13 protein-coding genes are annotated in these 14143 nt (G+C 67.9%); 8 read left to right on the top strand and 5 right to left on the bottom strand.

From position 1 onward, the window contains the following. Positions 1–14 precede the first annotated feature (14 nt). The 3 genes from gnd to dnaA all read right to left on the bottom strand — a co-directional run bounded on the left by gnd (position 15) and on the right by dnaA (position 4043). On the bottom strand, positions 15–902 hold the full coding sequence (gene gnd / locus DEJ16_RS06135) for a phosphogluconate dehydrogenase (NAD(+)-dependent, decarboxylating) (protein WP_110825772.1): 888 nt from the start codon (positions 900–902) through the stop codon (positions 15–17). A gap of 70 nt (positions 903–972) precedes the next feature. Next, on the bottom strand, positions 973–2133 hold the full coding sequence (gene dnaN / locus DEJ16_RS06130; RefSeq protein WP_110825773.1) for a DNA polymerase III subunit beta: 1161 nt from the start codon (positions 2131–2133) through the stop codon (positions 973–975). A gap of 455 nt (positions 2134–2588) precedes the next feature. Further along, positions 2589–4043 (bottom strand): chromosomal replication initiator protein DnaA, encoded by a 1455-nt coding sequence (gene dnaA / locus DEJ16_RS06125; protein WP_110825774.1) that lies wholly within the window; start codon positions 4041–4043, stop codon positions 2589–2591. Positions 4044–4533: 490 nt separating this feature from the next. Here dnaA and rpmH point away from each other — a divergent pair, with 490 nt between their 5' ends. The 8 genes from rpmH (at position 4534) to DEJ16_RS06085 (ending at position 9548) form a co-directional block, all read left to right on the top strand. Further along, positions 4534–4671: a 50S ribosomal protein L34 gene (rpmH, locus tag DEJ16_RS06120; RefSeq protein WP_043595303.1), complete on the top strand. Its 138-nt coding sequence runs from the start codon at positions 4534–4536 to the stop codon at positions 4669–4671. Between the two features lie 17 nt (positions 4672–4688). Continuing rightward, positions 4689–5039: a ribonuclease P protein component gene (gene rnpA / locus DEJ16_RS06115; RefSeq protein ID WP_110825775.1), complete on the top strand. Its 351-nt coding sequence runs from the start codon at positions 4689–4691 to the stop codon at positions 5037–5039. Continuing rightward, entirely contained in the window at positions 5036–5401 is a 366-nt protein-coding gene (gene yidD, locus DEJ16_RS06110) for a membrane protein insertion efficiency factor YidD (protein ID WP_110825776.1), read from the top strand. The genes rnpA and yidD overlap by 4 nt, the downstream gene beginning before the upstream one ends. 7 nt (positions 5402–5408) lie before the next feature. Further along, positions 5409–6383 (top strand): membrane protein insertase YidC, encoded by a 975-nt coding sequence (yidC, locus tag DEJ16_RS06105; RefSeq protein WP_110825777.1) that lies wholly within the window; start codon positions 5409–5411, stop codon positions 6381–6383. A 47-nt stretch (positions 6384–6430) separates the two neighbouring features. Then, a complete protein-coding gene (locus DEJ16_RS06100) occupies positions 6431–6913 on the top strand; it encodes a R3H domain-containing nucleic acid-binding protein (RefSeq protein ID WP_110825818.1) in 483 nt (160 codons plus the stop codon). After that, positions 6910–7563 carry a 16S rRNA (guanine(527)-N(7))-methyltransferase RsmG gene (gene rsmG, locus DEJ16_RS06095; RefSeq protein ID WP_110825778.1) on the top strand — a complete coding sequence of 218 codons (654 nt, stop codon included), beginning with the start codon at positions 6910–6912 and terminating at the stop codon, positions 7561–7563. Before DEJ16_RS06100 ends, rsmG begins: the two co-directional genes overlap by 4 nt. A 66-nt stretch (positions 7564–7629) precedes the next feature. Then, positions 7630–8562, top strand: a complete 933-nt coding sequence (locus DEJ16_RS06090; RefSeq protein WP_110825779.1) for a ParA family protein — start codon at positions 7630–7632, stop codon at positions 8560–8562. Then, positions 8562–9548, top strand: coding sequence for a ParB/RepB/Spo0J family partition protein (locus tag DEJ16_RS06085; protein WP_110825780.1), 987 nt, complete (start codon positions 8562–8564; stop codon positions 9546–9548). The genes DEJ16_RS06090 and DEJ16_RS06085 overlap by 1 nt, the downstream gene beginning before the upstream one ends. A 2211-nt stretch (positions 9549–11759) precedes the next feature. On the opposite strand, the gene DEJ16_RS06080 is transcribed toward DEJ16_RS06085, so the two are convergent. Beyond that, positions 11760–12722, bottom strand: a complete 963-nt coding sequence (locus DEJ16_RS06080; protein ID WP_110825781.1) for a D-alanine--D-alanine ligase — start codon at positions 12720–12722, stop codon at positions 11760–11762. 44 nt (positions 12723–12766) lie between these two features. Next, the gene (locus DEJ16_RS06075) at positions 12767–14068 is read right to left on the bottom strand and encodes a PLP-dependent aminotransferase family protein (protein WP_110825782.1); all 1302 of its coding nucleotides are present in this window, start codon (positions 14066–14068) and stop codon (positions 12767–12769) included. Between the last annotated feature and the right edge of the window lie 75 nt (positions 14069–14143).

The raw sequence follows: 14143 nt of genomic DNA, 5'->3' as shown, positions 1-14143 counted from the left end.
GTTACCCCGACCGGCTACGCCTTCTTGACGGCGTGGCCGCCGAACTGGTTGCGGAGTGCCGCGACGGCCTTCATCGTCGGGGACGCGCTGCCCTGACGCGAAACGAAGCGCGCGAAGATGGACGCCGAGATCGCCGGCATCGGCACCGCGTGCTCGATGGCCTCTTCCACGGTCCACCGGCCCTCGCCGGAGTCCTCCACGTAGCCCTCGATGGCGTCGAGCTTCGGGTCCTCGTTCAGCGCGAGGACCATCAGGTCGAGCAGCCAGGAGCGGACGACGGTGCCGCGCTGCCATCCGGCGAACACGGCGGGGACGTCCTTGATGATGTCCTTCGCCTCGAGGAGCTCGTAGCCCTCGCCGTACGCCTGCATGATCGCGTACTCGATGCCGTTGTGGACCATCTTCGCGTAGTGGCCCGCGCCGATGCCGCCGGCGTGCGAGAAGCCCTCTTCGCGCGGGCCCTCGGGGCGCAGTGCGTCGAAGACGGGCATCGCGAACTCGACGTCCTCGGCAGCACCGCCGACCATGAGGCCGTAGCCGTTGTCCTTGCCCCAGACACCGCCGGAGACGCCGACGTCCATGTAGCGGATGCCCTTGGCAGCCAGCTGCTCGGCGTGGACGGTGTCGTCGAGCCACTTCGAGTTGCCACCGTCGATGACGAGGTCGCCTTCGCTGAGCACGCCGGCCAGGTCGGTGATCACGTCGTCGGTGATCTTGCCGTGCGGGACCATGACCCACACGAGACGCTTGCTGTCGGTGAGGGCTTCTGCCAGGGCGCCGAGGTCGGCGACGTCCGAGACGGCGGGGTTGGCGTCGTACCCGACGACGTCGATCCCTGCGTTGCGCAGACGCGCACGCATGTTGTTGCCCATCTTCCCGAGGCCGACAAGACCGATCTGCATGATTTCCTCTTCTTCGTCGATGTCGCGCTGATGCTGGTGTCCACGCGTCAGCGCTGGATGGCTGTTGCGGCTAGCGCAGCAGCAGGTTGGGCTGCAACAGGTACCGGTACCCGTCCGTGGCAGCTTCCTCTCGCGAGGACTGCCCGGTGATCAGGACCGGTCCGGGCTTGTTCGGGTTCTCCGTCTTGGTGAAGGAGATCCGGACGAACTCGGAGTGCACCGCATTCAACCCGTCCAGGAGGAAGGCCGGTTTCAGGGAGACCACCGTTTCCTCACCGGTCAGCAACGCATCGATCGACTCTGACGCCTGCGCTTGTTCGGAACCGATCGCCTCGAGCGTGAGCCCGTCGACCGAGAAGGAGAAGCGGAGCGCGGCTTCGCGCTCCAGCACGAGGGAGACCCGTCGGACGGCCTCGACCAGTTCCGCGGTGTTGATCACCGCGTGGTCCTGGACCGTGTCGGGGAACAGTCGGCGGACCGGCGGGTAGTTGCCCTTGATGAGCAGCGACGTCACGGTCTTGTCGTCGGCCTGGAAGGCGATGAGCTCACGGTCGGAGCCACCGCTGATCGACACCGAGACGGTGGTGGCCGAGCCGAAGGTACGGCCGACCTCCTGCAGGGTGCGGGCCGGGACGAGTGCGTGCAGCGTCGGCGCCGGCTCGGCGTCTCCGCCGGGACGGCCCGAGTCCCACTGGATGGTCCGGACGGCGACGCGGTAGCGGTCGGTCGCGATGAGCGAGACGTCGCTCTCGCCGACCTCGAGCTGGACGCCGGTGATGACCGGGGTCACGTCGTCGCGGCTGGCGGCGACGGCCACCTGCGACACGGCTTCGGAGAACGAGTCGCCGGGGATGACACCGGTCTGCGGACCGATCTCCGGCAGCGTCGGGTACTCCTCCACCGGCATGGACAGCAGCGTGAAGTGCGCGGATCCGCAGGTGACGGTGATGCGGGAGTCCTCCGTGGAGAACGTGACCGGGGCGTTCGGCAGCCGGCTCGCGATGTCGTTCAGCAGCCGGCCGGAGACGAGCACCGTGCCGGGGTCGTCGATCTGGGCGGCGATCGACGTCTGTGCCGAGACCTCGTAGTCGAACGACGAGAGCGTCAGACGATCACCGTCGGCGTGGATGAGCACACCGGACAGGATCGGGAGGGTCGTGCGCTGTGGGAGGAGCTTCACCGCGAAGGAGACGGCTTCGGAGAAGACGTCCCGGTTGACCTCGAACTTCACAGCGTGGACCCCTGTCGATCGGTTGACTGTCCGGCCGCCCCATTGTGGCACAGCGGCGGCAGACCGCCGATCCGTGTCATCCGCCGTCCCCAGGGGTTGGCCCAGGGAGAGGGAGAGAGAAGGAAGGAGTAATGGTCTTAACGCCTGTGCACACTGTGGACAACTCTGGGGATGCCGCTCGGCGACAGGGAACTACAACCGTGTCACTTGTTGGCGGCGTGTGGGCGACCTATGGATGAGGGAAAGTCATCTATCCACTTCCATCCCCAGTTTCCACAGACACCCCACCAGCTGTGAACAACGGAGCGGCGTGTCCTCCATAGTTATCCACAGGCTTTCCACACTGTGGGGAATCCGCCGCATGGAACCGTCTCAGATGGTGGACGCACGCAGAAGGAGGCCGATCCCGGGTCTGGGACGGGCCTCCTGGACGGGGGGTGGCAGCGGGATGCTCGCTACCGGTAGCGGCGGTCCTGCTTGATCCGACTGGTCAGTTCCGTGACCTGGTTGTAGATCGAGCGCCGCTCCTTCATGAGCTCGGCGATCTTCTTGTTCGCGTACATGACCGTCGTGTGGTCGCGGTTGCCGAACAGCTGGCCGATCTTCGGCAGCGACAGGCTCGTCAGCTCACGGCACAGGTACATCGCGATCTGTCGTGCGGTGGCGATCGCCTGCGACCGGGACGAGCCGTAGAGGTCGTCGACCGAGAGCTTGAAGTACTCCGCGGTGTGGTTGATGATGTCCGTCGGCGCGATGACGTTGTCCTCGTCGAGCGTGATCAGGTCCTTGAGGACCGTCTGCACCAGCGCCATGTCGACGGCCGTCCGGTTGAGGCTCGCGAACGCGGTCACCCGGATCAGGGTCCCCTCGAGCTCCCGGATGTTGCTCGAGACCTTCGACGCGATGAACTCCATGATGTCGTCCGGCACCTGCAGGTGGTCGGACTGCGCCTTCTTGCGGAGGATCGCGATGCGGGTCTCGAGGTCCGGCGCCTGCACGTCGGTGATGAGACCCCACTCGAAGCGGCTGCGCATCCGGTCCTCGAAGCCGGTGAGGTGCTTCGGGGCGACGTCCGACGTGATCACGACCTGCTTGTTGTGGTCGTGCAGCGTGTTGAACGTGTGGAAGAAGGCCTCCTGCGTGGAGTCCTTCCCCTGCAGGAACTGGATGTCGTCGATGAGCAGGATGTCGATGTCGCGGTACCGCTGCTGGAACTGGTTCGAGCGGTTGTTCGCGATCGAGTTGATGAAGTCGTTGGTGAACTCCTCGCTCGACACGTACCGGACGCGGATGCCCGGGTACAGGCTCTCCGCGTAGTGGCCGATCGCGTGGAGCAGGTGGGTCTTGCCGAGACCCGAGTCGCCGTAGATGAAGAGCGGGTTGTACGCCTTCGCCGGCGCTTCCGCGACCGCGACCGCGGCTGCGTGGGCGAACCGGTTCGAGGCACCGATCACGAAGTTGTCGAAGTTATACTTCGGGTTGAGTCGGGACTCGGGGCGCCCGCTGGTGCCCGGGGAGTCGACCTGGCTCGGGACGAACGGCGCCTCGATGTACTGCCGAGGAGCGGCGCTCTGCTGCACCTGCTCCTGGACCGGTTCGGCGTAGGACGGCACCGCGAGGGCGTCGACCCGGGGCTCGGAGGCCATGTCGGGGTTCACCGTGATCGCGAAGTTCGCCACCGAGTCGTCTCCGATCCGGGAGACCGCTTCGGTGATGGGGACCCGGATGCGCTGCTCGAGCATCCCGCGGGTGAGGTCGTTCGGCACTTCCAGGTAGAGCGTGCCGGCCAGCACGCCCTTGGGCTCGACGAGGTTGAGGAAGCCGTGGAGCTGCGGGGTGATCCGGTCGTCGTCGGACAGGATGCCGAGCACTGACGACCAGAGGTCCTCGACGGGGTCGGCCGGCGTCATGTCGCGCTCGTCTCCTGGTCTCGTTGCTCGGTTGCGGCTTCGGGTGTGGTCTCTCGCCCGTCGGGACGGGCGGTGGCGGCCACCGACCGACGACACGCGGGTGCGGGCGGAACCGCTCCCGCGTTCCGCGGACGGCTGGTGCGGTGGTGCGGGCGCTGGTCCGACGACGAGCTTCCCACAGGGTTGTCCACAGTGTCCTCCCCGGCTGGTCCACCGGAGACGAGTGAGGTACTCCCCCGCAGTACCGGGCATCCGGCCGTGCAGTGCCACAACTGTACGGGACCGCGCCGTGTCCCACCGAACGGGAGTTGTCCCCAGTGTGGAGAACCCGGAGGCGTCACCGTGGGAGCGCGGACGGGGACGGGATCGTTTGACCTCCCAGCCGTCGTCACGTACCGTTGTCCAGTTGACTGCGGCCGTTCGGTCGCGCCATCCGCGTCAACCAATGCATACGTGACGGCTCGCCGCGAGCAGCCGTGTGGAGATCATCATGAGCAAGCGCACCTTCCAGCCGAACAACCGCCGCCGCGCCAAGAAGCACGGCTTCCGCGCCCGCATGCGCACCCGTGCCGGCCGCGCCATCCTCGCCGCACGCCGCGGTAAGGGGCGCACCGAGCTCTCCGCCTGATCCGCGGGGTCCTCGCCGTGTTGGCCCGAGCCAACCGCATCGTCCGAGGCGACGACTACCGATCGACCGTGCGTCGTGGCCGCAGGAGCGCCACGGCGCACGTCGTCGTGTCGGTGGTCCGTCGCCTAGATGACGACGGCGGTCCCACCAGGTTCGGGTTCATCGTGGCGAAGACCGTCGGGAACGCGGTCACGCGCAACCTCGTGCGACGCCGGCTGAAGGCGATCGCACACGGTCTGCTGCCGGGCGCTCCGCTCGGGTACGACGTCGTGGTGCGCGCACTGCCAGCCGCCGCGCAGGCCGGATGGCCTACCCTGCTCGGAGACATCACGCGTGCCTTCGCGCGGGGTGTGGAGAAGGCAGCATGAACCGGTTCCTCTGGGTCGTCGCGTTGCTCCCGCGCAACGCGTGCGTCGTCGTGCTCCGGGCCTACCGAGCGGTGATCTCGCCGCTCTACGGCAACGTGTGCCGGTACCACCCCTCGTGCTCCCGGTACGCACTCGAGGCGATCCAGCAGTACGGGGTAGTCCGCGGTTCGGCCATGGGAGCGTGGCGGATCGCACGGTGCAACCCCTGGGCCGCCGGTGGGATCGACGACGTCCGGGAACGTCGCCGCCCCTTCAACGTCAGTCGGTTCGGGTTCGTGCTCGCACCGAGCCCGCAGCAACAGCAGGACCCGGTCGGCATGATCCGCCCGGTGCTGCTCCCCCAGCGCACTCGAAAGGCGTGACCTCCTCATGGAGATCCTGAACACTCTCCTCTGGCCGCTCAAGTGGGTGGTGTCCGCGATCCTCGTCGGGTTCCACTGGCTCTTCGAGACCATGGGGATGGACCCGTCCGCGGGCATCACGTGGGTCCTGTCGATCATCTTCCTGACCTTCGTGGTCCGGGCCGCGCTGATCCCGATCTTCGTGCGGCAGATCAAGTCGCAGCGACGGATGCTCGAGGTCGCGCCGCAGCTGAAGAAGATCCAGGACAAGTACAAGGGCAAGAAGGACCAGTTCTCGCGCGAGGCGATGTCCCGCGAGACGATGGCGCTGTACAAGGAGACGGGGACGAACCCGCTGAGCTCCTGCCTGCCGCTGCTCATCCAGATGCCGATCTTCTTCTCGCTGTACTCCGTGCTGCACGAGGCGCAGATCAACAAGGCCGGCATCGGTCTGCTCACGAACGAGCTGGCGGCGGACTTCGGCAACGCTGCACTCTTCGGTGCGCCGCTGCACGAGACCTTCACGAACGCGTCGGGCTGGGAAGTCCGGATCATCGCGGGAGCCATGATCGTCGTGATGACGGCATCGCAGTTCATCACGCAGCTGCAGCTCGTCGCCAAGAACATGTCGCCGGAGACCAAGGAGTCTCCGATGTACCGCCAGCAGAAGATGATGCTGTACATCCTCCCGCTGGTCTTCGTCATCTCCGGCCTGTCGTTCCCGCTGGGCGTCATGTTCTACTGGCTCGCCTCGAACATCTGGACGATGGCCCAGCAGTACTTCGTGATCCGCAGCATGCCGACGCCGGGCTCGGAGGCGGCCCTGGCGCGCGAGGCGCGTCTCGCCAAGAAGGCCCAGCGCCGCGGCACCCCGGCCACTGCCGGTGTCCTGACCGAGGCCGGTACGGGCGCCTCGGTGGCCGAGGTCGAGGCACGTGTCACCACCCAGCGCCAGCAGCCGGTCGGCAAGTCGCGCGCGAAGAAGAACGGGAAGAGCAAGTGACCGAGCAGGACACCACGGCCGTCGTCGACGCGACCGAGGACGAGCAGGTGCTCGGCCAGTCGAGCGAGCAGGGCGGCGACGACGAGAGCCGCGACGAGGCGGACATCGCCGCCGACTACATCGAAGAGCTGCTCGACATCTGCGACCTCGACGGGGACATCGAGATCGAGGAGCGCGCTGGACGTGTCTACCTGACGGTCTCGGACGACGGTGAGGCGCTGCGCGTCCTCGCGAAGCCCGACACCGTGTCCGCCCTGCAGGAACTCACGCGGATCGCTGTCCAGGCCGAGACCGGTGAGTTCAGTCGTCTGATCCTCGACATCGGGGGCTCCCGCGACGCTCGGGCGACCGAGCTCCAGCGGCTGGTCGACACCGCGATCGAGCGCATCGAAGCCGGATCGACAACTGCGGCGCTGCCGCCGATGTCGTCGTACGAGCGGAAGCTCGTCCACGACCTGGTCTCCGAGAAGGGCTTCCACTCGGAGTCCGAGGGCGAGGGTCGGGACCGTCACACGGTCATCACCCGATGACGGAAGCGGGCTCCGCTGACGCTCCGGTCCTCGAGACCGAGCCGGCGGTCGCAGCGACGCTGTTCGGGGACCGCCTCGAGGTCGCCCGGTCCTTCACGAACGAGTTGGCGCGTCGCGGCGAGGAACTCGGGCTCATCGGACCCCTTGAGCTCCCGCGACTGTGGACGCGACACATCCTCAATTCTGCGCTCCTGGCTCCGCTCCTGCAGACGGGCGGAACGGTCGGCGATGTGGGATCGGGTGCGGGCCTGCCCGGCCTCGTGCTGGCGATCGCACGACCGGACGTCTCCATGACGCTGATCGAGCCGATGGAGCGCCGCGTGGAGTGGTTGCGAGGCGAGGCGGAACGGCTCGGTCTCGAGAACGTGGCGGTCGTCCGAGCCCGGGCCGAGGACGTCGCAGACGAGTTGGTGCTCGACCAGGTCACGGCCCGAGCCGTCAGTGCGCTGTCGAAGCTGATCCCCCTGACCGTGCCCCTGGTCCGGTCCGGTGGGCAGCTCATCCTCATGAAGGGTGCGCGCGTCGACGACGAGGTCGCCGCAGCCCGGAAGGTCATCCTCCGCAAGCGCCTCGAAGACGTCGAGGTGCTCGAGCTCGGAGTCGGAGTGGTCGAAGAGACCACCCGCGTCTTCCGGGCTACAGTTGACTGACGCTCCCGGTCCGGTCTGACCGGGGATCCGCGCCCTGCGCCGGACGAGGCGTTCGGGTCGCGGCCCATGTTCCACGTGAAACACCGACCGGGGAAGAGGCACTCGTTGAGTTCATCGACCGACTACGACGCTTCGACGCCCCTGGCGCGTGAGATCGCTGACCTGAACCGACGGCGCCGGGCGATCGCGACGCAGCAGTTCCCGCTTCCGGACAAGACCCGCGTGTTCACAGTGTCGAACCAGAAGGGTGGGGTCGGGAAGACCACGACGACGGTCAACCTCGCTGCGGCCCTCGCGCGCGGCGGAGCTCGGGTGCTCGTGATCGACCTCGACCCACAGGGCAACGCGTCGACCGCACTCGGGATCGACCACCAGGCCGAGGTCGCGAGCATCTACGACGTGATCGTCGACGAGGCACCGATGGCGGACACGGTCCAGCGGTCCCCCGAGTCCGAAACCCTCTGGTGCGTGCCGGCCACCATCCACCTTGCCGGCGCCGAGATCGAACTCGTTTCCTTGGTAGCTCGAGAACAGCGTCTGCGGACCGCTCTCGACCAGTACCTCGCTTCCGTCGACGAGCCGTACCACTACGTGTTCATCGACTGCCCGCCGTCGCTCGGGCTGCTGACGATCAACGCCTTCGTGGCAGCGAAGGAGGTGTTGATCCCGATCCAGTGCGAGTACTACGCGCTCGAGGGGCTCAGCCAGCTCCTTCGCAACATCGAGCTCATCGAGCGTCACCTCAACCCGAACCTCGCGGTGTCGACGATCCTGCTCACCATGTACGACGGTCGGACGAACCTGGCCAACCAGGTGGCCAACGACGTCCGGACGCACTTCGGCGATCAGGTCCTGAAGGCGATGATCCCCCGTTCGGTCCGCGTCAGCGAGGCACCGAGCTACGGACAGAGTGTCGTGTCCTACGACGTCAACTCCAGCGGGTCACTCTCCTACCTGGAGGCTGCTGCCGAGATCGCAGAACGAGGAGCGAAGCACTGATGGCACCCAAGCGAACCGGACTCGGGCGCGGTATCGGCGCCCTGATCCCCACCGCCAACGAGCAAGAGCGTCCCGTCGACGTGTTCTTCCCGACCGGAGGCACCTCCGCCGCCGATGCGAATGCCGCCTCGGGACAGTCGGCAACGGCGGAGGAGCTCCTCGCGGTTCCCGGAGCTCGTCTCGCCAACCTCAACCCGCTGGACATCGTCCCGAACGCGCAGCAGCCCCGCAAGGAGTTCCGTGAAGAGGAACTCCAGGAGCTGATCCACTCCATCCGGGAGATCGGACTCCTGCAGCCGATCGTCGTCCGCCCGATCACCGGTGCGGCTGGCACCGAGCCGCAGTACGAGCTGATCATGGGTGAGCGCCGTCTTCGTGCGACGAAGGAGCTCGGGCTCGCCACGATCCCCGCGATCGTCAAGGACACCCCCGACGACGCGATGCTCCGCGACGCGTTGCTCGAGAACCTCCACCGCGCGCAGCTCAATCCGCTCGAGGAGGCTTCGGCCTACCAGCAGCTGCTCGCCGACTTCGGCATCACGCAGGAGCAGCTCGGGCAGCGGATCGGGCGCTCACGGCCCCAGATCACGAACACGATCCGTCTGCTGCGCTTGCCCTCCCCCGTGCAGCGGCGCGTGGCCGCCGGTGTGCTCTCGGCCGGGCACGCACGCGCGATCCTCGCAGCGCCGGACGCGGAGGCGATGGAGTACCTCGCCGAGAAGATCGTGAACGAGGACCTTTCCGTGCGGGCAGCGGAAGCCATTGCTCAGCAGATGTCGACGAAGGCGCCGGCGAAGGCGCCGTCGCAGCCGTCGAAGCGGCAGGTGCACTTCAACGACATGGCCGAGCGACTGGGCGACCGGTTGAACACCCGCGTGAAGATCGCGGTCGGGGCCCGGAAGGGATCCGTGACGATCGACTTCGCGACTGCCGACGACCTCAACCGCATCCTCGGCGAGCTCGGGATCCAGGACCTCGCGGGCTGACGGCGGCCGCCGGTCGCTTCCCCGTCAGAATCCATGAGGAGCACGCCTCCCCTGAGCGCTGTGTGGCGCCCTGAGGGGGAAGGGGCGCTGCTGCTGACCCGGAGGACGTGGTTGTCCTTCTCGGCCCGCAGAAGGGGCGTCAGACGCTGTCAGGAGCGTCCTGCGGTCATCCGGCCTGTGCGCACGGGGGAATGGCGCCGCGAGGATCGCGCCAGGCCGTCGCAACGTCCAACTGGCGGTTGGCTCGCCGGGCAGGTGAGCGGCCGACGATCGGCGGTCGGTACCGGTGCGTAGTGTGACCCCGCCGCCAATCTGCTCGGCCAGCTCTTGCTCCAGGACGACAACCCCGCCCCCGACGGTCGGAAGCCGAGACCTGGTCCTGCGGCTGATGGTTCACGCGCCCGGGATATCGGTCGTCCCTGGTCGGTGATCCTCTTCGGTACTCGGCGGCCACGGAGGAGCGACTGCGCTCGTCACACGTGGTCAGACGACGCGTCTCTTCTTCCGGCGTCCTGCTGTCGTGCCCGGAGCGTGAGGCGCTCCGCCAATGACCAGGCGACGCCTTTGCCCCGCGGCTACTCGGCGGAGCGACGTCGAGGGCGCCCATGAGGCGAGCCCGATCGACACGGCAGAGACGTTGCTCCTCGATGTTGCGGCGACTTGGATCGAACCGAGGCCGCGGGGGTTGCATGCATGCTCGCGGTGCTCGCCGCGCGCCTCGGGAGACGGTGGTCGTGGTGGTTTCACGTGGAACATGCGAGCCAAGGCTGCTTCGTCTGGCGCTGCGATCGCCCGGAGCGCGTCGGTACACGGTGCCAGGCGGTCAGCTGACGAGCGGGTCGACGCCCCGCACCACAACGCTTGCTCCGGGCCTGCTCTGCCAGGGTGGCAGTCGCCGTCCGGATGGCAGGACGACGGTGTCTGCACGCGGCGGAGAAGGACGGTTCGGTCCGGAGCCGCGGAACGCCCGAACCCGCGAGACGCCCGACGAGGCCCGATAGTGCGCCCGTGCTCGACGAGGGCAGGTCGGGCACCGCGGGCACCTTCACCAGGAGTTTCAACTGGTGGCGATGTTCCACGTGAAACGTCGATCTCCACGACGCCGCTCTCGGGGCCTACCGACCCTGCCGGAGGGAAAGAGCATCACGCGGAGGGCAAGGAACAGCGATTGAAGGTGGCAGCTGGCAGTCGTGTCCCAGCGGTGCCGCACACACAAGTTCGATGCCCCACGATCCTCGGCAGCCTGCAGGCCAGCACAACGCTCGCGGCCTGAGCGGTGAGTGTGGGCCGAGGGGCGCGGATGTCGATCGGTCAACAAGCGGTGCGGAGTAAGCGACTTGCTCTGTAGCGAGTCAGCCGTGTCGCCACCCCGGCTCAGCTTGATGGGCATGGTCCGCGCCGCGAGACCGCGACCGGTTCCGCTCCCTCAGCTGCGACCACCGCGTGCAGCATGCCCGACTGACCCCGCTTCGGCGGGGCCTCGATGCGAGCGGCGATGAAAGGCGCCTCTTCCGAAGTCCTGCTCACACCGCCTCAGCGGACGAGCCGTACTTCGGCTCCCCGGCGGGATGGTCGCACGCCGGCGGGTGGACAACGGCAGTCGGAATGTCCTCGCCGTGCCGCCTGCCGACGGCAGGGTGCTGATCGACCGACAGAAGGTGATGGTCGTGAGCGGCACCGTGGCTGCCGCTCAAATCACAGTGTCGGGCCAACGGGGACGGGCTCAGACGATGCTTCCCGCCATGTCACGGGTTGGGAGGTCAACCTCCGCCCTCCCGGAGCTTCCACGCAGCGCCCGCCGCTGCGTAGCCCGAGCTACGTGGTCCTCCGCGGCAGCCGCAGGTCCAGGAGGGCTGACATGGTCCGAGTTCGGTCGCCCGATGCGCATGCGCGAAGGAAACGAGCCGCGGGCACGTCCGCGATCAGCAGGCAGTAGCCGCGCCGGTGCCGCGGAAGAACAAGGCGTGCTCCACCACTGCGGTACCGGTCACGCGAACGGGCAGGCGGACCGTTCGCACCCGGCCATCCGCTGCCAGGCCGACCGGTCTCGGCAGCCAGGCGGGTCACAGGCGATAGCTGGGCCCGGCAACGCACCCGACCGCCCCAAGGCGCCGGTTCTCCGAGTCAGGACGGCTGTCGCGTCTCGACCACAGCGAACACGATCGGTCGATGTTCCACGTGGAACGTCCGAACGTCGGAGACCTTCCCCGCTCAGGCCGAGTGGTCCCGGATGGCCTGCTCCGCGAGTTCGGCGTACGTCCACCCGAGGTCGAACCCCGACGCCGACAGCGCCTGCGGCACGAGGGACGTCTCGGTGAGCCCCGGGAGCACGTTCGCTTCGAGGAACCACGGCGTCCCGGCTCCGTCGACGATGATGTCGACGCGGGACACGTGCCGCAGACCCAGAGCGCGGTGGGCGAGGACCGCCGCTGCCGATGCGGCCTTCGAGTGTTCGTCCGCCAGGCGGGCGGGCGTGTAGAACGTGGTCTCCCCCGCGTTGTAGCGCGCCTCGTACCCGTAGAACCCGTTGCGGGGCACGATCTCCACCGGCGCCAGCGCGAGCGGCCCGTCGCCCGTGTCGATGATGCCCACGGCGATTTCGGTCCCGCGGATGAGCTGCTCGACCACGGCGTCCTCGCAGTACGTGTACGCAGCGACCATGGCACGAGGCAGGTCGTCGACGTCCTCGACGAGGGTGACGCCCTGAGCACTCCCGCCACGGGCAGGCTTCACGGCGAGCGGCACGGGGTGCTCCGCGGCGATGGCCCGCAGCACACCCACGGCACCGAGTTCCCGGAACACGTCGTGCGACAGCGTGACGGAGCGGGGCGTCCGGACGCCGGCCCGAGAGACGAGCGCCGATGCGGTCGGCTTGTCCCATGCCAGGCGAGCCGACGTGGAGCGTGAGCCGACGTACGGGATGTCGAGGGCCTCCAGGATGCCGCGCAGCGCGCCGTCCTCACCGGACGCTCCGTGCAGCGCGGGCCACACGACGTCCGGGCGGTCTGCGCTCAGCGCCGGCAGCAACGACGCGTCGGCGTCACGGAGGTCGACCTGCCATCCGTACCCGGCGAGCGAGTCCGCGACGCGTCGTCCGGACCGCAGAGAGATGTCGCGTTCGTGCGAGATCCCCCCGGCGACGACGACGACGTGACGGCGGGCGAACTCAGCCATGTGTGTTCCTCTGCGAAGGGGTACGGTGAAGCGAAAATGCCTGATCAGGACAGGTTCGGCGGCGGCGAGCTGACCGTGGAGCGGCTGACGGACGAGGCGGTCCGCGCCGTCGGGCCGAACGTCTCGATGAGCTCGAGCTCGTCGTTCACCACGGAGGCCAGGCGCTTGACGCCGACGCGGATCTGGTCAGAAGTGGGGTAGCAGAACGACAGGCGGATGTTGCCGGCTCCGCGACCGTCGGCGAAGAAGGCCGTGCCCGGTGTGTAGGCGACGAGCTCCTTGACGGCGCGCGGGAGCATGCCCTTCGAGTCGAGCGAGTCCGGCAGGGTCAGCCACACGAAGAAGCCGCCGTTCGGCACCGTCCAGTGCAGATCGGGCAGGAACTCCCCCAGCGCGGACAGCATCGCGTCGCGGCGCTCGGCGTACAGGCCGCGGAAGGTGTCGATCTGCCCCTTCCAGTCCGCTGCGTCGAGGTACGCGTTGACGACGTACTGACCGAAGGAGTTCGGGGCGAGGACGGCCGACTCGTTCGCGAGCACGAGCTTCTCGCGGATGGCGTGTGGCGCCAGGGCCCACCCGACGCGGAACCCGGGCGCGAGCGTCTTCGAGAACGAGCCGAGGTAGACCACGCCCTCGTCGTCGATCGACCGGATGGCCTGTGGGGCGGGCTCGTCGAACCAGAGCAGCCCGTACGGGTTGTCCTCGAGCACGAGGATGCTGTTCGAGCGGCAGATGTCGAGGACCTCGATGCGGCGCTCGCGGCTCATCGTGACCCCGGCGGGGTTGTGGAAGTTCGGGATCGTGTACAGGAACTTCATCCGCTTGCCAGCGGCCCGGAGACGGCCGATCGTCTCGCGGAGGGCCTCCGGGACCAGTCCGTGCTCGTCCGTCGCCACGTGCACCGTCTCCGCCTGGTACGACCGGAACACACCGATGGCACCGACGTAGGACGGCGACTCCGCCAGGACGACGTCACCCGGGTCGATGAACAGCCGCGTCACGAGGTCCAGGGCGTGCTGGGACCCCGTGGTGACCACGACGTCCTCCGGGCTGGCACGGATGCCCTCCAGGCTCATCACGTCGACGATGTGCTCACGGAGGGGTCGGTGTCCCTGCCCACCGCCGTACTGCAGCGCCATGGCGGCGTCCTCCTGCATGACGCGGTCGATGGAGCCCGTGACGAGCTCCCGCGGCAGTGCGGAGACGTACGGCATGCCGCCGGCGAGCGAGACCACCTCGGGCCTCGACGCGACGGCGAACAGAGCTCGGACCTCGGAGGCGCTCAGCCCGGCGGTGCGCTGGGCGTAGGAGTCGTACCAGGGGTCGAGACTGTTGCCGTTCGTCATCGAGTTTCCTCCACTCGGTCGTTCTCGCCACAGTACGACATGCAACCGGGCATCCGTCGGTCCGCGACGAGGCCG

Origin of the sequence: Curtobacterium sp. MCJR17_055 (assembly GCF_003224335.1) — a bacterium.
In the GTDB taxonomy this organism is placed as follows: Bacteria; Actinomycetota; Actinomycetes; order Actinomycetales; family Microbacteriaceae; genus Curtobacterium.
This window is presented reverse-complemented; position numbering and strand designations above follow the sequence as displayed.

Excerpts from the sequence above, each read along its gene's own strand:
- gnd (WP_110825772.1), bottom strand. The coding sequence starts at position 902 with ATGCAGATCGGTCTTGTCGGCCTCGGGAAGATGGGCAACAACATGCGT.
- dnaA (WP_110825774.1), bottom strand. The coding sequence starts at position 4,043 with ATGACGCCGGCCGACCCCGTCGAGGACCTCTGGTCGTCAGTGCTCGGC.
- rpmH (WP_043595303.1), top strand. The coding sequence starts at position 4,534 with ATGAGCAAGCGCACCTTCCAGCCGAACAACCGCCGCCGCGCCAAGAAG.
- yidD (WP_110825776.1), top strand. The coding sequence starts at position 5,036 with ATGAACCGGTTCCTCTGGGTCGTCGCGTTGCTCCCGCGCAACGCGTGC.
- yidC (WP_110825777.1), top strand. The coding sequence starts at position 5,409 with ATGGAGATCCTGAACACTCTCCTCTGGCCGCTCAAGTGGGTGGTGTCC.
- rsmG (WP_110825778.1), top strand. The coding sequence starts at position 6,910 with ATGACGGAAGCGGGCTCCGCTGACGCTCCGGTCCTCGAGACCGAGCCG.
- DEJ16_RS06090 (WP_110825779.1), top strand. The coding sequence starts at position 7,630 with ATGTTCCACGTGAAACACCGACCGGGGAAGAGGCACTCGTTGAGTTCA.
- DEJ16_RS06085 (WP_110825780.1), top strand. The coding sequence starts at position 8,562 with ATGGCACCCAAGCGAACCGGACTCGGGCGCGGTATCGGCGCCCTGATC.
- DEJ16_RS06080 (WP_110825781.1), bottom strand. The coding sequence starts at position 12,722 with ATGGCTGAGTTCGCCCGCCGTCACGTCGTCGTCGTCGCCGGGGGGATC.
- DEJ16_RS06075 (WP_110825782.1), bottom strand. The coding sequence starts at position 14,068 with ATGACGAACGGCAACAGTCTCGACCCCTGGTACGACTCCTACGCCCAG.